Source organism: Nocardiopsis aegyptia (assembly GCF_013410755.1).
Taxonomy (GTDB): domain Bacteria; phylum Actinomycetota; class Actinomycetes; order Streptosporangiales; family Streptosporangiaceae; genus Nocardiopsis; species Nocardiopsis aegyptia.
Genome location: NZ_JACCFS010000001.1, coordinates 1,360,016 through 1,377,685, shown reverse-complemented (window position 1 = coordinate 1,377,685; position 17,670 = coordinate 1,360,016). Strand labels below are relative to the sequence as shown.

Here is a 17,670-nt window from a genome sequence, read left to right as displayed (position 1 = left end):
CCGTTGTTCTACCAGATTCTCTTCCGCTCGGCGCTGCGCCACCTGGACGCTGAGAAGGCGCACAAGCTGAGCTTCGCGGCCCTGCGCGGCGCCGCGGCCGTGCCCGGCGTGGCCGCCGCCATGGGCCGGGTCCTGGGACCGCGCGAGCCGGAGCTGACGGTGCGCGCCCTGGGACAGGAGTTCCCCGGGCCGCTCGGGCTCGCGGCGGGTTTCGACAAGAACGCGGAGAGCCCCGACGGACTGGCCGCGCTCGGCTTCGGGTTCGTGGAGATCGGCACCGTCACCGCCCAGCCGCAGCCGGGCAACCCCACGCCGCGACTGTTCCGCCTGGTCCAGGACCGCGCCATCGTCAACCGCATGGGCTTCAACAACGAGGGCTCCGCCCTGGTCGCCGAGCGCCTGCACCACCAGCGCGGCCGACGCCGTCCGGTGCTCGGCGTCAACATCGGCAAGACCAAGGTGACGCCCGAGGCCGAGGCACCCGCCGACTACGCCACCAGTGCCCGCCGGCTGGCGCCCTACGCCGACTACATGGTGGTCAACGTCAGCTCGCCCAACACCCCGGGCCTGCGCAACCTGCAGGGTGTGGAGCAGTTGCGCCCGCTGCTGGCCGCGGTGCGCGAGGCCCTGGCCGAGTCCGGGCACGCGTCGCTGCCGCTGCTGGTCAAGATCGCTCCGGATCTGGCCGACGAGGACATCGACGCCGTCGCCGACCTGGCCCTGGCCGAGGGTCTGGACGGCATCATCGCCACCAACACCACCATCTCCCGCGAGGGGCTCTCGGCCTCCGAGGACGAGGTGGCGGCCGCCGGAGCGGGCGGCCTGTCCGGTGCCCCGCTCAAGCAGCGGTCGCTGGAGGTGCTGCGCCGCCTGCGCGCCCGCGTGGGCGGCCAGGTCACGCTGGTCGCGGTCGGTGGTATCGAGACGCCCGAGGACGCCTGGGAGCGGATCCGCTCCGGAGCGACCCTCGTCCAGGGCTACACGGGGCTCATCTACGGCGGCCCGCTCTGGCCGCGCCGGATCCACCGCGGCCTGGCCCGGCTCGTCCGCGCCGCCGGCTACGCCTCGGTGGGCGAGGCCGTGGGCGTGGACGCCCCGGCTCCCGCGCTGACCCTGGCGGAGGACCCCGCGGGCCGGACCGCCTGATCCCGCGCCGACGGCCCTGACCGGCCGTCAGCGACCGGCGCCCCCGGACTCGTCCGCGGGGCGCCGCGGTGTTTCGACGGTCGTGGCTTCCGGACCCGTTCACGGGCGCCGCGGTGTCCGGAGGGTCGGCGTTTCGGGTGCGCCCCTGCGGCGCCGCGGTGTTCGCACGGCCGTCGCCGTGGGACCAGCCCCTGGCGCCGCGGTGTCTCCGCGGCGGCGTCGTTCTCGGCTCAGATGCTTCGGAGCCGGACTCCCTGATGCCCGCCACCAGGTCCCGTAGCCGGTGGGGCCGTGTCTCCCATGACCACCGTCGTCGCTGTCGGGGCCGGGCGGGGACGCTCAGCCGTCGATCTCCGGGACGGTCTCACCCTCGGGATAGGAATCGCCGACCTCGGGGTCGCCGACGGTCTCGCTGACCGTCGCGAACTCGTAGCCGTCCTCGCGCAGCCGCTCGACGATCTCCGGTACGGCCGCCAGGGTCGCCGGGAGCGTGTCGTGCAGCAGGACCACCCCGCCCGGTTCGGCCTGTTCCAGGACCCGCTCCACGATCTTGTCGCGGTCGATCTCCATCCAGTCCTCGCTGTCCGAGCTCCACAGGACCTGGGCCATCTCCTGCTCCCCGATCTCCTCCAGGACCTCGGGCGAACTCGCGCCGAACGGCGGTCGGAACAGCTCCACGGTGTCCCCGGTGTTGCGCCGCACGAGTGCGCTCACCACCGCCATCTCCGCGGTCAACCGGTCGGCCTCGTACTCGGGCAGGTGCTCGTGCAGATCGTTGTGGTTGGCGATCTCGTGGCCCTCCGCGTACGCGCGGCGCAGGACGCTGGGGTAGGTCAGCGCCGGGTTCCCGTTGAGGAAGAACGTCGCCGGCACCTCCTCCTCCGCCAGGGTGTCGAGCAGGTGGGGCGTGGTCTCGGCCGGTCCGTCGTCGAAGGTCAGCGCGATGCACTTGGCGTCCTCGGCTGCGCAGTCCACGCCGCTGCCCGCCGTGATCTCACCGGGGACCTCCGGGCGCTCCTCGTGGTCGACGCTCGGCTCGGGCACGTCGAGGTCGGGCTCCTCCACGAGCGACGCCGCCCGCGCGCGCTCGCCCAGGTCGGACAGGAGCGGGGCCACGTCCTCTGACTCCAGGACGGCGGTGATCCGACCCGGCGCGGGGTCGGGCGGGTGCCCCTCACGGGGCGGTGACAGGTGGCCGTCGTCGAACTCCACGACCAGGTCGCCGTCGGTGTTGAACCCCATCGAGTCGTAGGTCCCCAGCACCGGGTACAGCACCTCCGTGCCGACGTTCGGGTCGTCGGCCAGAGCCGTGGCCACCAGACCGTTCAGCTCCGCCAGCGCCGCCTGGTCGCGGACGAGTTCGGTGGCGTAGCGGGTCAGCCCGCTCCGCGCGTCGTACCAGTAGGTCCCGTACGCCTGGCGCGTGCCGTGCAGGTCCGTCTCCGTCCGGACCAGGCGCACGCCCAGGACGTCGTCCCCCGCCGCGACCAGCTCCCAGTCGATGTCCAGGCTCACCGGCTCCCGGCTGGCCCCGCGGAAGTCCTGGACGTCCCGGTCCACCTGCGCGGCCAGGCCCGTGGTGAACCGCTCCGCCGCCCCCGCGAACGCCGGGTGGGCGACACTGATCTCCACGCCTTCCGGCCGGTAGGGATGGTCCTCGAAGTCTGCGGCGTCACCGGTCCACTCGTCCACCGCCGCCTCGGCGGCCTCGGCCGGGTCGACCAGGACGCCGATGTCCTCGGGCGCGCCGGTCACGCCCCCGGTGATCGTCGCGCAGCCGGCCACCGGCAGGAGCGCCGCGGCGAGGGCCGCACCGGTCCTCCGCAACCGGACCCATGCCGGGCGGTACCCGGCCCTGACCTGGGGAACTCGGGTCGCTGACACTTGCGGACTCCCTCACCTGGACCGATTCCACGCTGGCCTTGCCTGCAAGATAGAGGACCGGGAACGCGGCCCGGGTGCGCTGACCACAAGTGGTCAGGACACCCGGGCGCGTCATCCCCCGCACGCTCCGTTCGTCCGCGCTACTCGTCCCCGTGGGGGCCGTCGTCCTCGTCCGGCGCGGGGCTCTCCTCGGGCGGTGCGGGGACACCGTCGACGTAGGTCTCGCCCGGCTCGGTGGGACCGAGCAGCTGGGACACGGTGACCATGGTGTAGCCCCGTGCGTCCAGTTCACGGATGATCCCCCTGGACGCGGCGATCGACGTCGGATGGATGTCGTGCATGAGGATGATGGCGCCGTCGGAGGCGCCGTCCAGCGCCCGGCCCTTCACCACCGACGCGTTGCGGTCCTTCCAGTCGTTGGTGTCGATGCTCCACAGGATCTGCGCCAGCCCCATGTCCGCGGTCACGGCCGCGACCGTCTCGTCGGTCGCGCCGTAGGGCGGACGCATGAGATCGGGCATGTACCCCGTCTCGCGGTAGACCTGCGCCTGCACGGTGGCCAGCTCCGACCGCACACCGCTCTCGCTCAGCCCCGTCAGGTCGGGGTGGCCCAGAGTGTGGTTGGCGATCTCGTGTCCCTCGGCGTAGGCCCGACGCACCGTCAGCGGGTCCTCCATGACCGGCACGCCCGTGACGAAGAACGTGGCCCGCGCGTCGTACTCCGCGAGCATGTCCAGCAGCGCTGGGGTGCCCCCGCCGGGGCCGTCGTCGTAGGTCAGCGCCACGCACTTCGTCTCGGGATCGGAGCAGTCCACCCCGTCGTCGACGGGGGACAGGTGACCCGGCGTCGGCGCGTCCTGGCCGTCCTTGTCCGCCTCGGGCGGCCCGGCGATCGAGTACCCCCGCACCCCGACGGTCGCCGCCTCGCGCACGCGCGTGCCCAGCTCCGACAGCAGGGGCTCGGTCCCCTCGCGGTCGAGGACCGCGTGCACGCGCCCCTCGTCCGGCTCCGCCACCTGCCCGTCGTCGAACTCCACGACCAGGTCGCCGTCGGGGTTGAACCCGACGGAGTCGTACAGCGCGCCGACCGGGTGGATGGTGTCGGTGTTCGCGGTGTCCGGCACGCCCTCCTTGACCAGGCTGTTGACCTCGGCCAGCTGCTCCTGCCCGCCGAACAGACGGGTGGACTCGAAGGTCTGCCCGGTCGCGGTGTCGTACCAGTAGGTGGTGTGGCACTCCCGCGTGCCCTCGGAGTCGGTCTCCAGGCTCGTCATGCGCACGCCCACCACGTCGTCGTTGGCGGCGGTGAGCTGCCACTCGGCCTCGTAGGACTCCGCACCCGGGTTGGCGGCGTCGAACGCGTCGACGCTCGCGGCCAGCGTCCGGTCGAGGAAGTCGGTCAGCGGCTCGGCGTTGGGCAGGACGGGGTAGGTGACCGCCACGTCGAGGTCGCCGTCGTAGGCGAGTTCGGCCTCGTCGAGGTCCACGACATGGTCGGGGTCGACCACCGTCAGCTCGTCGGGCTCGCCGGTCGCGGGCACCTCGGGGGCGCTCGCGTCCTCGGTGGACTCGTTCGAGGTGTGCTCCGAGTCGACCGGCGCCATCAGCCCCGAGGGACGGGTCGCCATGTACACCAGTCCCAACAGGACCACCAGCGCGACCACGACCGTGATCAGGGGGCGGTCTGGAGCCATCGTGGGGTGGGACGGCTTGTTCACCAGGGGTTCTCCACGTTCATCTGCAGACGAACGTTCGCGCGGAGCCGGGGTGCTCTCGCGCGCAACGCTTGTTCGTGTTGTGTGACGCCCGCCACGCGATGCGGGTTCGCACGGAAACGGGCACGGGTCAGGGGTTCTCGGCGCCGGGTGCAGGGGCGAAGCGGGGGTCTCCCTATACTTGCAGGCGTGGAAGGTACACAGTCCACGAACGCACCGGGCCGCGCCCGGAAAGCGGTGAACTGTGTCGCAAGAGGGAACCCGGTGCGAGTCCGGGACTGCCCCGCAGCGGTGAGTGGGAACGAAAGTCGCCATGAGCACTGGTACGCCGACCACAACGGTCGGCGGCTGGGAAGCGGCGTCGAGTAGGTGAGTCGGCCCGACCGGCACCGCCCACGAGTCCGAAGACCTGCCTCCGCCCGGCGGGGCACCCGTCCCGCCGGTGGTCCCGCGCCCCGAGGGAGGGCCGAGGGCGATGGCAGGCGTGCGCGTTGTGACGCGCCCTCACGCGTGCCCGCGTCCTTCTCTCCTCCCTTCGGCTCGGACCCGGCCTTCGACGAGGGAGAGAAGCTCATGACCACGACCCCGACGGGCCCGCGCCCGCCCGTGCGCTCCACCGTGCACGGCTACCCGAGGATCGGCCCGCGCCGCGAACTGAAGCGCGCCTGCGAGTCCTACTGGAAGGGCGCCACCAGCGCGCACGAGCTCGACACCGTCGCCTCCGGCCTGCGCACGGGCGTCCTCGCCCAGCTGCGCGCGGCGGGCGTCGACGACCTGCCCTCCAACACGTTCTCCCTCTACGACCACGTCCTGGACACGGCGGTCCTGTTCGACCTGGTCCCGTCGCGCTTCGCGTCCCCGGCCGCCGCGGCCGACCGCGACGAGGAGCTGCGCCGCTACTTCGCGATGGCCCGCGGCGACCAGGACGCGCCGCCCCTGGAAATGACCAAGTGGTTCGACACCAACTACCACTACCTGGTCCCCGAACTCTCCCCGAGCACCCGGCCCCGCCTGGTCGGCGACACACCCGTCGCCGAGTTCCGGGAGGCCGCCGCGGCCGGGTTCCACACCCGTCCGGTCCTGCTCGGGCCGCTGACCTTCCTGATGCTGGCCAAGGCCGCCGACGACGCCCCCGACGACTGGGACCCGCTCACCCTGCTCGACCAGCTGCTCGACGCCTACGCCCGGCTCCTGGCCGAGCTGCGGTCGGCCGGAGCCACCGAGGTCCAGCTCGACGAACCGATCCTGGCCACCGACGAGGGCCGCGCCGCCACCGGCCGCCTGGAACACGCCTACCAGCGGCTGGGCGCGCTCACCGAGCGCCCCGCCCTGCTGGTGTCCACCTACTTCGGCTCCATCGGCGCCCCCGCGCTGCGCGTGCTCAAGGAGTCCCCGGTCGAGGCGGTGGGGCTGGACCTGGTCACCGATGACGAGGCCGTCGACGACCTGGTGCAGGTGTCCGGTCTCGGTTCGACGCGCCTGGTGGCCGGGATCGTGGACGGGCGCAACGTGTGGCGCACCGACGTTCGGGCCGCCGCGGCCACGCTCGGCACACTGCTCGCCCTGGCCGACGACATCACCGTCAGTACCTCGTGCTCCCTGCTGCACGTGCCCATCGACCTGGACGCGGAGACGGCGCTGCCGCCCGAACTGCGCGGAGCGCTGGCCTTCGCCAAGCAGAAGGCCGAGGAGACCGCCCTGCTCGCCCGGGTGCTCTCCGAAGGGGGCGAGGTCGACGACGCGTCGGCCACCCGGCCCCCGTCCTTCACCGACGCCCGCGTGCGCGCACGCCTGGACGCGCTCGGGCCGCAGGCGGAACGGCGCACCAAGGTCAGGGGTCTGCCCACGGACACGCCCCTGACCACCACCACGATCGGGTCCTTCCCCCAGACCCCCGACCTGCGCCGTGCCCGCGCCGCCCACCGCCGGGGCGAGCTGCCCGACCAGGACTACACCAAGCTCCTGCGCGAGGAGATCGACCGGGTCATCGCCCTCCAGGAGGACATCGGACTGGACGTCCTCGTGCACGGCGAGCCCGAGCGCAACGACATGGTGCAGTACTTCGCCGAGCAGTTGCGGGGCTACGCCACGACCGAGTACGGGTGGGTGCAGTCCTACGGGTCCCGGTGCGTGCGCCCGCCGATCCTCTACGGGGATGTCTCCCGCCCCGCGCCGATGACGGTCGAGTGGATCACCTACGCGCAGGGGCGGACCGACAAGCCGGTCAAGGGCATGCTCACCGGCCCCGTCACCATGCTGGCCTGGTCGTTCGTCCGCACCGACCAGCCGCTGGGTGAGACCGCCCGCCAGGTGGCGCTGGCCCTGCGCGACGAGGTCGCCGACCTGGAGCGCGCCGGGATCCGGCACATCCAGGTGGACGAGGCCGCCCTGCGCGAGCTGCTGCCGCTGCGCCGGGAGCACCACCAGGACTACCTCGACTGGGCGGTGGGCTCGTTCCGCCTGGCCACCGGCGGTGTCGCGCCGACCACGACCGTCCACACGCACATGTGCTACTCGGAGTTCGGCCTGATCGTCGACGGGATCGAGGCGCTCGACGCCGACGTCACCAGCGTCGAGGCGGCCCGCTCCCGCATGGAGCTCGTGGCCGACCTGGGCCGTCGCGGCTACCGTCGGGGGATCGGCCCGGGCGTGTACGACATCCACTCCCCACGGGTGCCCACGGTCGAGGAGATCGAGGAGTCGCTGCGCCTGGCGGTCGCCCACATCGATCCGCACAAGCTGTGGGTCAACCCCGACTGCGGGCTGAAGACCCGCCGCTACGCCGAGGCGGAGCAGGCCCTGCGCAACATGGTCGAGGCGGCCCGCCGCGTCCGCGCCGACCTCGCCCCCTGACCCCGACACCGAGGGTCGCTCCCCGGGCCACGACTCCCCAGCGGTTGACCGTGGCCTGGGGCTAGAGGCCCGCACACCCTCCGGGCACGAAGGCACAGGCGTAGCCTTTGCGGGGTCCCCCGGGTGTCCGCCTGGAGCTTGTCCAGGGGGTTGAAGCCGCACGAGAACGGCCTACGTCCACCAGAGGGGGTGAAAGGTAGGCCGTCGCGCTTTGGGGACCGCTGGGGGGTTCGCGAGGGGCGCGCCAGTGTTCTGCAGGAGGAGACGGGGCCGCAGCGAGCTTGCGAGCAAGGCAAGTCGACGCCGAAGAACACTGGCTCTCCGGCGCCCCGCGTCCGAGCCTGCGAGGGCGCCGGAGAGCGCAGCGAGGGCGCCGACGCGTCCTGGAGGGCCTGGAGGTGCACTCCCGAGGAACGAGGGAGCGCACCGGAAGGACCGAAGGGCGCGTCTTCCGGGCGCACGAGCACGGGGCCAAAGCGAAGCGGCGGCCCCAAAAAAACACAGAACGGGGGGACCACGGCTTCCGCCGCGGTCCCCCCTTGTGTTCCGTCGGGTCAGGTGCCGACGAGGGCCAGCGCCTCGTTGGCGGCGCCCATCATGATCTCCTCGACGTTGTCGGGGAGGGTGACTTCCGCGTCCTCGTTGCTGAAGGGCGGGTTCACCTGGTACTCGATCCGGACGTTCAGGTTCGCGGTACGGATGAGCACGACCGCCTGCGGCACCTCGGTCCCCACGTAGTCGTAGACCGTGGTGACGTACTGCGCCTGGTCGCCCAGGTCGATCTCCTTGTTCTCGTCGAGGCCGTCGGCGACGTAGTTCGTGTAGTCGGCCTGGCCGGTGACGTCCTCCAGCGCCGTGTTGAAGTCGTCGGTGGCGGCTTCGACGGAGTCGGCGGCGGAGTAGGGGACCTGGTAGTTGATCTCGAAGCTCGCGTAGCCGTCCTCGGGGTTGCCCTCGGGCGGGTCGGCCAGGAGGCTGCTGCACGTGGACGTGTTGTCCTGGACGGACTTGGTGCCGCCCTCGGTCAGCAGGAAGTCCGTCTGGACCTGCTCGGTGAAGGCCTCGCAGGGCTCGGTGGGCACCTCGTAGGGCGGCTCACCGTTGGGCTCGGCGTCGGGCTCGGGGGTGTCGTCACCGCCCTCGGGGTCCTCCGCGCCGCCGGTCTCGGCCGTGGAGGCCTCGACCTCCGGGTCCGCGATCTCGGTGCCGCCGTCGTTGCCGTTCGTGACCAGCATGACCACCACGGCGATGACGAGCACGATGATGATCGCGCCGCCACCGATGACGACCCACAGGCCGGCCTTGCTGCCGCCGCCCTGGGGTTGCTGCGGCGGCGGGGGGTAGCCGGGGCCGCCCGGGCCACCGGGACCGCCAGGGCCGCCGGGCCCGCCGTAGGGGGGCTGACCGCCCGCGTACATCCCCTGGTCCTGCCCGCCGGCGTAGCCGCCGTAGCCGGGCTGGCCACCGGTGTTGGGGTCGCCGAAGGGCATGCCGCCCTGGGGCTGGCCGTAGGGAGGCTGGCCCGGGCCGGGCTCCCCACCACCGTAGGGGTTCTGCGGTGGCTGGTTGTAAGGTCCGTTTTCGCTCATGGCTCCCCTCGCCCGGTGATGTGCTGACCGTGTTGTCTGGGACGCGTGTGCGCCGCCCTGAGTTCTCACGACTTCCGACCGCCCGCTCGCGGCTGCGCCGAGAAGGGGGACGGGAGTCGTGTGGAGAGGTCGCCACCCGTGGTCACCGGTCCGCGGGCGAGAGCGGGCGGGTGGCGGGCTGGCGCTCCCCGTGTGTGGAGGAGGCCCCCAGAAGTGCTGGGGGCACCGACCGCCGACGCGGAGCCTGATGGGGTCGCTACTCGCGGGGAGGGGCCGGAACCTGATGCATCCTAACCGGGCGGACCGTCGCCCAGCAGGGCCAGGTCCATGGTAGAGGGGGGAATCGTCACCGTTTTGTGCTGGTCGCGCACCTGGGCGTCATGTCCGTAACGGGATCGTGACGTCTCGCTCTGGACGTGTGAACGGTGTCCGGGGTAATGGCCTCGGGCCGGAGGGGCGGGCGCGGCCGACCGGAGGCCGACCGCGCGGACGCCGGCGGGTCACGGAGGGCGCCGGGACTGCTCGCGCAGGTCACCGCGGGGTCCGGCGGTGGCCGGATCCGGCCACCGCGCCACCGTGTCACGGCGACATGACTCCGTGGTGGTGCGACCCGTGGCGTCCTAGAACATCGAGATGTGCACGTGGTCGAAGTGGTTCTCGGTGATGCTGCCGCGGTCGGCCATGTCGCGCCAGCCGGTGTCGCCGCGGCGGACGTCCCAGATCTGCTGGCGGTAGATGACGTACATGATCCCCAGGTCCTCGGCGTTGTCCCGCGCCCACTCGGCGATCGCCCAGCCGCGGTCCACCTGCTCCTGCGGGGGCATGGAACCGTTGGCGTCCACCATGAAGTCGCAGGCCCGGCCCTTGGGGTGCTCACCGACGACCCAGCCGCCGACCGCCCGGTAGCAGCCCACGCCGCCCACGTCGCGCCCCTCACCGAACTGTTCGATGACCAGGGCGCGCATCTGCTCGGTCCGCGGCGTGATGTTGTACTGGCCGCCCATCTGCTGGACGGGGTAGTCGGCGATCATCCGTTGGACCTCGCGCCGGCGCTCCTCCAGCTCGTCGAGGTCCGCCTCGACCTCCTCCAGCTGCTCGTTCGCGTTCTCCTGCGCGACCTCGTCGCGTGAGAGCGCCTGGTTCAGCTGGTCGATCTTGTCCTGGTTGCTGGTCGAGAGGTAGTCGACCACGATCGCGCGGTCGATGACCTCGTCCGGCTCGGCGTCCACGAACAGCGACATCGAGGGGTCGATCCCGCTGCCGGTGTAGGTGGCGACGGCCAGGGAGCGCACCTGCGCCTGTGCCGCCTCGACCTCCTCGCGGGTGCCCTCGGCGCGGGCCTCGGCGCGCTCGGCGTCCTCGATGACGCCCTCCATGTCGCGCAGTTCGCCCTGGTACTCCTCGCTCAGGGTGCCGGCCCGCTCGCGGAGGGAGTCCAGGCTCTCCTCGGGCTCGCGCGGCACGGCCACCGCCCACGCGGGGGCCTGGAGGACGGCCAGCATCGCCCCGACCAGCGCCACGGCCACCGCGGCGGTGCGCGCCCGCCCGGCGGACGCGGACCGCCGCGCGCGCGGCAGGACGGCCTCCACGGCGTCGGCCCAGGTCCACACGTGAGGGTCGGGTGCCCAGAAGTCGGCGAAGGGATCCGCCGCGCCGCCACGCGCGGGGGCTCCGTCCACTCTGTTCGGATCGTCGGACTGCACGGTGGGTCGCTCCTCGTGCCCGTGGGCGCCGACCGCGGACGCGGTGGGCGCGGTGGGCGCAGATACTCGTCTCGTCCGGCCGGACCCGGGGCCTGTGGGGAGGCCGGGTCCGTTCTCTCGCGCACGCCGTCAACGGGGGCGAGTGCCATGGGACGGTAATGAGTGTAGGCACTCATGCGGGGATCCGGGCTGCCTCGGCCGACCTCAGTGCTCTGACGAGGCACGATGTGGCAGAAATTACCCGATAACGGCCACCGGATCTGGTGTCCCGACCCCCGCGTCCGTGGTTGGCTGGTCTCCGTGAAGGCTTCAGTGCGCGACTCGTCCAGCCACGCCGCGGCCCCGGCGCACACCACTCGGTGGTGTCGGCCGGCCCCTGGCGGGCGTTGTCGCGCGCACTTCTAGGGCGTGTTCCGTGGATGCCGCCCGTTGCGAGCGGGGCATCCAGTGGTGCTCTCGTAAGGCCGAAGAAGGAGTCAGCCTGGTTCGGCTGTCGACTGATGAGAACGCGGCGAGAGTGCCGCTGGGGCGCCGCGCAGCAGGGTGAGTATCCGCGGAACACGCCCTGGCGGCCCCTCGTCCGACCGCCGCCGCACCGCGCCTCCCCGAGCGGGGGAGCGCCTGCCCGCACGCCGCTACGGCGCGTCGCCGCCGCCCGCGTGCCGGGCCCTCCGTACGCTCTGACGTGGGTCAACCCCACGCTGAGTCCTCGCGTCCCCGTGTGCCACCACCGGGTGCCGTGACTCCACCGCTGAGACGTCGATGGGAAGACCGTGATTGACGCAGTGGGCCTGCACAAGGTCTACAGGTTGAAGAAGCGCCGGGTGACCGCCCTCAACGGGGTGGACCTGCGCGTCGAGCCCGGCGAGATCTACGGGGTCGTGGGCCAGAGCGGTGCGGGCAAGAGCACCCTCCTGCGCACGGTGAACCTCCTGGAGCGCCCCGACGCTGGGACCGTGCGCGTGGGCGGCGAGGAGCTCACCTCGCTGCGCGGCGCCGGACTGCGCACCGCGCGCCGCCGCATCGGCATGGTGCACCAGCACTTCGCCCTGCTGGCCTCGCGCACCGTGGCCGGCAACGTCGCCTTCCCACTGGAGGTCGCCGGGGTCGGCCGCACCGAGCGCCGGGCCCGCGTGGGGGAGCTCCTGGACCTGGTGGGGCTCGCCGACAAGGCCCGGGCCCACCCCTCCCAGCTCTCCGGCGGTCAGAAGCAGCGCGTGGGCATCGCGCGGGCGCTCGCCTCGCGCCCCGACGTCCTGCTGAGCGACGAGGCCACCTCCGCCCTGGACCCCGCCACCACGGACTCGATCCTGGCCCTGCTGCGCCGCTTGCGCGACGAGCTCGGGCTGACCATCCTGCTGATCACCCACGAGATGGACGTGATCAAGCGGATCTGCGACTCCGCGGCGATCATGGAGGCCGGAGAGTTCCGCGAGTCCGGACGTGTGCTCGACCTGATCGGCACCCCGGGTTCGCTCCTCGCCCGTTCCCTCTTCCCGCTGCCCGACCGCGGTGGACCCGACACGGTCGTGGTCACCTACCCGCGCTCCTACGACGAGCCGCTGATGTCGGAGCTCACCCGCCGCTTCGACGTCGACGTGAACATCCTGGGCGGCGGCGTGGAGCAGGTCGCCGGGCAGTCCGTGGGCCGGCTCATCGTCGACCTGCGCGGTGCGCGCCGCGGACCGGCCCTGTCCTACCTGGCCGAGCACGGCCTGCTGGTCGAGGAGGCCGGACAGTGACTGCGATTTCCCTGACCCCTGTTCCCACCCTGGCCGGCGCCGCCTCCGCGGACGGCCCCCTGGGCGCCGTGGCGGCCTTCCTCCAGGCCTGGCCCGAGATGTGGCCCAGCCTGTGGCTCGCGACCCTGGACACCGTCTACATGGTGTGGTGGGCGAGCGTGTTCAGCGTGCTCGTCGGCCTGCCGTTGGGCGTGCTCCTGGTCGCGACCGACCGCGGCGGCCTCGTGCCGGCGCCGGTCGTGCGCGCCGTGCTGAGCGGCATCGTCAACATCGGCCGCTCGCTGCCGTTCATCGTCCTGATGGTCGCGGTGCTGGCCCTGACCCGCTTCCTGGTCGGCACCACGCTGGGCCCCACGGCCGCGATCGTGCCCCTGAGCATCGGCGCCATCCCGTTCTTCGCCCGCCTTGTGGAGACCGCGCTGCGCGAAGTCGACCGCGAGGTCGTCGAGGCCGCGCACGCCATGGGCACGCGCAAGATCACCATCGTCGGCAAGGTGATGCTGCCCGAGGCGCTGCCCGGGCTGATCGCCGGACTCGTGATGACCGTGGTCACGCTGATCTCCTACTCCGCCATGGCCGGCGCGATCGGCGGCGGCGGACTGGGCGACCTCGCCATCCGCGAGGGCTACCAGCGCTTCAACGACCACTACCTGTGGGCGACCGTGATCCTGCTGATCGTGATCGTCCAGGTCGTGCAGAGCCTCGGCGACCTGTGGGTGCGCCGCCTGGCCCGGCGCTGACCGGCCCGCCCCTCACCTTCCACCACCACCCCCCGACCCCCTGGACCCGTTGGAACTCACCTGAAAGGGAAACAGATGATCAGGAGTGCGAGTGCGCGCGCGGCCGGGATCGCGGCGACCGCCACGGCGGCGGCCGTGCTGCTGGCGGCGTGCGGAAGCCCCAGTGAGCGGAGCGAGGGCGGCGACGGCGGCGCGGAGGGACTGACCACGCTGCGGGTCGGCGCCACGCCGGTGCCGCACGCGGAGATCCTGGAGTTCGTCGACGAGAACCTCGCCGAGGACGCCGGGCTGGCCATCGAGGTCGTGGAGTACACCGACTACAACCAGCCCAACGCGGCCCTGGCCGAGGGCGAGCTGGACGCCAACTACTACCAGACGGTGCCGTTCCTGGAGGAGTACCTGGACGGCAACCCCGACGCGGACCTGTCCTGGGTGTCGGACGTGCACGTGGAGGCGTTCGGGATCTACGCCGACGGGATCGACGACCTGGCCGACCTGCCGGAGGGCGCCCAGATCGGGGTGCCCAACGACGCCGCCAACATGGCCCGCGCGCTGGACCTGCTCGCGGCGGAGGACGTGATCACGCTGGCCGAGGACGCCGGCGGCACGCCCTCGGTCGACGACATCGAGGACAACCCGCTCGACGTCACGGTCACGCCGGTCGAAGCGGCGCAGCTGCCGCGGTCGCTCCAGGACCTGGACGCCGCCGTGGTCAACGGCAACTACGCCCTGGAGGCGGACCTGCCCGAGACCGCCAACGCCCTCGCCTGGGAGAGCAGCGAGGACAACCCGTACGCCAACGGGCTCGTGGTGCGGTCGGAGGACTCCGGCTCCGAGGCGGTGGCGACCCTGGACGAGCTGCTGCACAGTGACGAGGTGCGCGCCTTCATGGAGGAGCGCTGGCAGGGCATCGTCATCCCGGCCGAGGCCGCGCCCTCGGAGTGACGCACTCCCCGGCGGACGCTCACCCCCGCCTTCGGCGGGTGGGGGTGAGCGGTCGAGCTCGTCGGGGCCACAGGGGGTCTGTCCGGGCCAAAGCAAGAAGGACTGCGCCGTAGGCGTCCGTTGAGGGTGGTGGCGGGCGACGGCGTGGGCACGAGCGGCGGCCCAAAGAAGGCACAGGGGTGAGGGGCGCGCCGGTGCCTGCAGGAGGAGTCTCTGCCGCCTGCGAGCTTGCGAGCCAGGCAGTAGCGACGACGAAGGACCCGGCATGAAGCGCCCCGATCTAACGTTTGCGTTGCGGCGTTGAAACTATCGATTGACTTCGCGGTGCCGTTCTGCTTCGGTTGTGGGAGCGCTCCCAAGCCTCAAGTCTCTCCTGGAAGGTGCGTCCCAAGCAGTGAGCAAAAGTAACGAGTTCCCCGAGGACTTCCTCTGGGGGGCGGCCACCGCCTCATTCCAGATCGAAGGCGCCACCACCGCTGACGGCCGCGGCCGCAGCATCTGGGACACCTTCTGTGACACCCCCGGCAAGGTCCTGGGCGGCGACACCGGCGAGCCCGCGGACGACCACTACCGCCGCTACGCCGAGGACGTCGCGCTCATGAAGCGGCTCAACCTGGGCGCCTACCGGTTCTCGATCGCGTGGCCGCGCATCGTGCCCGACGGCTCCGGCGAGGTCAACCAGGCCGGCCTGGCCTTCTACGACCGCCTGGTGGACGAGCTCCTGGAGCAGGGGATCCAGCCCTGGGCCACCCTCTACCACTGGGACCTGCCCCAGACCCTCGAGGACGCCGGCGGCTGGCCCGCGCGCGACACCGCCTACCGCTTCCGCGACTACGCCAAGGTCGTCGCGGACGCCCTGGGTGACCGGGTCGAGCACTGGATGACCCTCAACGAGCCCTGGTGCGCCTCCTTCCTCGGCTACTACGACGGCCACCACGCCCCCGGCCACAAGGACCCCCAGGCCGCCCTGGCCGCGACCCACCACCTCCTGCTCGGCCACGGCCTGGCCACCGAGGCGATCCGCTCCACCGGACGCCCGGCCAAGATCGGCATGGCCCACAACCAGGCCGTCATCCGCCCCCACGGCCCCAGCGCCGAGGACGCGCGGGCCGCCCGCCGCGCCGACGGCGTGCGCAACCGGATCTTCATCGACCCGGTCCTGCACGGCCGCTACCCCGCCGACGTGGTCGAGGACCTCGCCGCGATCAGCGACTTCTCGTTCGTGCGGGACGGCGACCTGGAGACCATCGGCGTGCCGATCGACTTCCTGGGCGTGAACTACTACACGCCCGAGTGGGTCGCGGCCTCGGCCAAGGGCCTGGACCCGGACATGGTCAGCGGCGAGGGCGAGGCCTGGCTCGGCGCCGAGCCCGAGGAGGTGCACGTCTCCCAGGGGCTGCCCGTCACCCACATGGGCTGGGAGATCGACCCCACCGGTCTGTTCGACGTGCTCCAGCGCCTGGCGGGGGAGAGCGGCGGCATCGACCTCTACGTCACCGAGAACGGGTGCGCGTTCGAGGACACCGTCACCGACGACGGCTCGGTGCACGACGCCGACCGCCTCGCCTACTACGAGGGCCACCTGCGCGCGGCCCGCGAGGCCATCCACGCGGGGATCCCCCTGCGCGGCTACTTCGCCTGGTCGCTGCTGGACAACTTCGAGTGGGCGTGGGGCTACTCGCGCCGCTTCGGACTCGTGCACGTCGATTACGACACACAGGTGCGCACCGTGAAGGACAGCGGGCACTGGTACGCCGAGCTCGCCGGGACGGGCAGGTTCCCCGAGCCTGGCCGCACCGCCGCGGGCGCGGGAGAATAGGGCCACGGACCGGTCGCCGGCCCCACCCGGCCGCCCGACGGGCGCTCCCGTGGTGAAGTAGGGTCCAGCGATTGCGCAACGACCGCCGCCCCGGTCACGGACCGGGGCGGCGGAACCTGATCAAGGAGTTTCCCTGTGGCCAAGAGCGGTGATGGTCGGCGTCGCCCGACGCTCGAGATGGTGGCCGAACGCGCGGGCGTGGGCCGCGGAACCGTCTCCCGGGTGATCAACGGGTCGGCCCAGGTCAGCCCCCGGACCCGCGAAGCCGTGCACAACGCCATCGCGGAACTCGGCTACAGCCCCAACCAGGCGGCCCGGACACTGGTCACCCGGCGCACGGACACGATCGCCCTCGTGGTGTCCGAGCCCCGCGACCTGCTGTTCACCGACCCCTTCTTCGCCGACATCATCCGCGGCGTCAGCTCGGTCCTGCACGAGCGCGACCTGCAGCTGATGCTCACCACGGCTCGCACCGAGTCCGAGCACAAGCGGATCGGCGACTACCTCGGCGGCTCCCACGTGGACGGCGCGCTGCTCGTGTCGATGCACCGCGACGACCCGCTGCCGACCAGGCTCGCCGAGGCGGGCGTCCCCGTCGTCCACGGCGGCCGACCGCACTCGCCGACCGAACCGACCCCCTACCTGGTCGACATCGACAACGTCGGCGGCGCGCGACTGGCCACGCGGCACCTGGTGGACGCCGGCCGGCGCCGGGTGGCCACCATCACCGGCCCCATGGACATGAACGCCGGCCTGGAGCGGCTGCGCGGCTACCAGGAGATCCTGGTCGAGGCCGGGCTCGGCGTGGACGAACGCCTCGTCGTCCAGGGCGACTTCACCGCGGAGAGCGGCGCCGAGGCGATGGAGCGCCTGCTCGACGCCGGGGGAGAGCCCGACGCCGTGTTCGTGGCCTCGGACCTGATGGCCCTGGGCGCCCTGCGCGTGCTGCGCCAACGGGAGATCCGGGTGCCCGACGAGGTCGCGGTGGTCGGGTTCGACGACTCGATCATGGCCCAGCACAGCGAGCCCTCGCTCACCACCATCCACCAGCCCACCGTGCGGATGGGGCAGGAGATGGCCCGCCTGCTCGTGGACGTGGCGATCCCGGGCGGCGCCGAAGCCGAGACGGTCGTGCTCGACACCCACCTGGTGATGCGCGACTCGGGGTAGTGGGGGCGCGCTCGGGCGCCTTTGAGACGGGGCCTTCGCGCCTTCCGGTGTGTCCGCTCGTTCCTCACGGACACACCTCCAGGCCCTCCAGGACCCGTCGGCGCCCTCGCCTGTGCTTGCTTTGGGCCGCCGCTCGTGCCCACGCCGTCGCCCGCCACCACCCTCAACGGACGCCTGCGGCGCAGTCCTTCCTGCTTTGGCCCGGACAGACCCCCTGTGGTCCCGTGTGCTCACTCGTGACCGCACCACCCCCGCCTTCAATGGCCGCCTTCCGTGCGGCCCCTCCTGCCTGTGGCCCGGGTTCGACCCGTGAGGGCAGTGGTGTGCTCCCGGACCGCGCTGCCGCCACTGCCTCTCACGGGGG

Annotated in this window: 11 protein-coding genes and 1 riboswitch; of the genes, 7 read left to right on the top strand and 4 right to left on the bottom strand. The window is 72.3% G+C overall.

The window, feature by feature from the left end; translation table 11 throughout:
• Window positions 1–3 precede the first annotated feature (3 nt).
• A complete protein-coding gene (locus HNR10_RS06310; RefSeq protein ID WP_179821575.1) occupies window positions 4–1,146 on the top strand; it encodes a quinone-dependent dihydroorotate dehydrogenase in 1,143 nt (380 codons plus the stop codon).
• Between the two features lie 339 nt (window positions 1,147–1,485).
• On the opposite strand, the gene HNR10_RS06305 is transcribed toward HNR10_RS06310, so the two are convergent.
• Complete coding sequence (locus HNR10_RS06305; protein WP_376769737.1) at window positions 1,486–3,030, bottom strand: polysaccharide deacetylase family protein; 1,545 nt, start codon at window positions 3,028–3,030, stop codon at window positions 1,486–1,488.
• Between the two features lie 140 nt (window positions 3,031–3,170).
• A complete protein-coding gene (locus tag HNR10_RS06300; protein ID WP_179829570.1) occupies window positions 3,171–4,724 on the bottom strand; it encodes a polysaccharide deacetylase family protein in 1,554 nt (517 codons plus the stop codon).
• A 257-nt stretch (window positions 4,725–4,981) separates the two neighbouring features.
• Window positions 4,982–5,159, top strand: a riboswitch (cobalamin riboswitch).
• A gap of 159 nt (window positions 5,160–5,318) precedes the next feature.
• On the opposite strand from HNR10_RS06300, the gene metE reads away from it, so the two are divergent.
• Entirely contained in the window at window positions 5,319–7,598 is a 2,280-nt protein-coding gene (gene metE, locus HNR10_RS06295; RefSeq protein WP_179821574.1) for a 5-methyltetrahydropteroyltriglutamate--homocysteine S-methyltransferase, read from the top strand.
• A gap of 554 nt (window positions 7,599–8,152) precedes the next feature.
• On the opposite strand, the gene HNR10_RS06290 is transcribed toward metE, so the two are convergent.
• Entirely contained in the window at window positions 8,153–9,187 is a 1,035-nt protein-coding gene (locus HNR10_RS06290; protein WP_179821573.1) for a DUF3558 domain-containing protein, read from the bottom strand.
• Window positions 9,188–9,807: 620 nt separating this feature from the next.
• Complete coding sequence (locus HNR10_RS06285) at window positions 9,808–10,890, bottom strand: coiled-coil domain-containing protein (protein WP_179821572.1); 1,083 nt, start codon at window positions 10,888–10,890, stop codon at window positions 9,808–9,810.
• A 785-nt stretch (window positions 10,891–11,675) separates the two neighbouring features.
• On the opposite strand from HNR10_RS06285, the gene HNR10_RS06280 reads away from it, so the two are divergent.
• The 5 genes from HNR10_RS06280 to HNR10_RS06260 all read left to right on the top strand — a co-directional run bounded on the left by HNR10_RS06280 (window position 11,676) and on the right by HNR10_RS06260 (window position 17,306).
• Window positions 11,676–12,632: a methionine ABC transporter ATP-binding protein gene (locus tag HNR10_RS06280; RefSeq protein ID WP_179829569.1), complete on the top strand. Its 957-nt coding sequence runs from the start codon at window positions 11,676–11,678 to the stop codon at window positions 12,630–12,632.
• A 98-nt stretch (window positions 12,633–12,730) separates the two neighbouring features.
• Window positions 12,731–13,372 carry a methionine ABC transporter permease gene (locus HNR10_RS06275; RefSeq protein WP_246406801.1) on the top strand — a complete coding sequence of 214 codons (642 nt, stop codon included), beginning with the start codon at window positions 12,731–12,733 and terminating at the stop codon, window positions 13,370–13,372.
• Between the two features lie 75 nt (window positions 13,373–13,447).
• Window positions 13,448–14,317: a MetQ/NlpA family ABC transporter substrate-binding protein gene (locus tag HNR10_RS06270; RefSeq protein ID WP_179821571.1), complete on the top strand. Its 870-nt coding sequence runs from the start codon at window positions 13,448–13,450 to the stop codon at window positions 14,315–14,317.
• Between the two features lie 394 nt (window positions 14,318–14,711).
• Window positions 14,712–16,136, top strand: a complete 1,425-nt coding sequence (locus HNR10_RS06265; RefSeq protein WP_179821570.1) for a GH1 family beta-glucosidase — start codon at window positions 14,712–14,714, stop codon at window positions 16,134–16,136.
• Window positions 16,137–16,271: 135 nt separating this feature from the next.
• Window positions 16,272–17,306 (top strand): LacI family DNA-binding transcriptional regulator, encoded by a 1,035-nt coding sequence (locus tag HNR10_RS06260; RefSeq protein WP_179821569.1) that lies wholly within the window; start codon window positions 16,272–16,274, stop codon window positions 17,304–17,306.
• Window positions 17,307–17,670 lie beyond the last annotated feature (364 nt).

Excerpts from the sequence above, each read along its gene's own strand:
- HNR10_RS06300 (WP_179829570.1), bottom strand. The coding sequence starts at position 4,724 with ATGGCTCCAGACCGCCCCCTGATCACGGTCGTGGTCGCGCTGGTGGTC.
- metE (WP_179821574.1), top strand. The coding sequence starts at position 5,319 with ATGACCACGACCCCGACGGGCCCGCGCCCGCCCGTGCGCTCCACCGTG.
- HNR10_RS06290 (WP_179821573.1), bottom strand. The coding sequence starts at position 9,187 with ATGAGCGAAAACGGACCTTACAACCAGCCACCGCAGAACCCCTACGGT.
- HNR10_RS06275 (WP_246406801.1), top strand. The coding sequence starts at position 12,731 with ATGTGGCCCAGCCTGTGGCTCGCGACCCTGGACACCGTCTACATGGTG.
- HNR10_RS06270 (WP_179821571.1), top strand. The coding sequence starts at position 13,448 with ATGATCAGGAGTGCGAGTGCGCGCGCGGCCGGGATCGCGGCGACCGCC.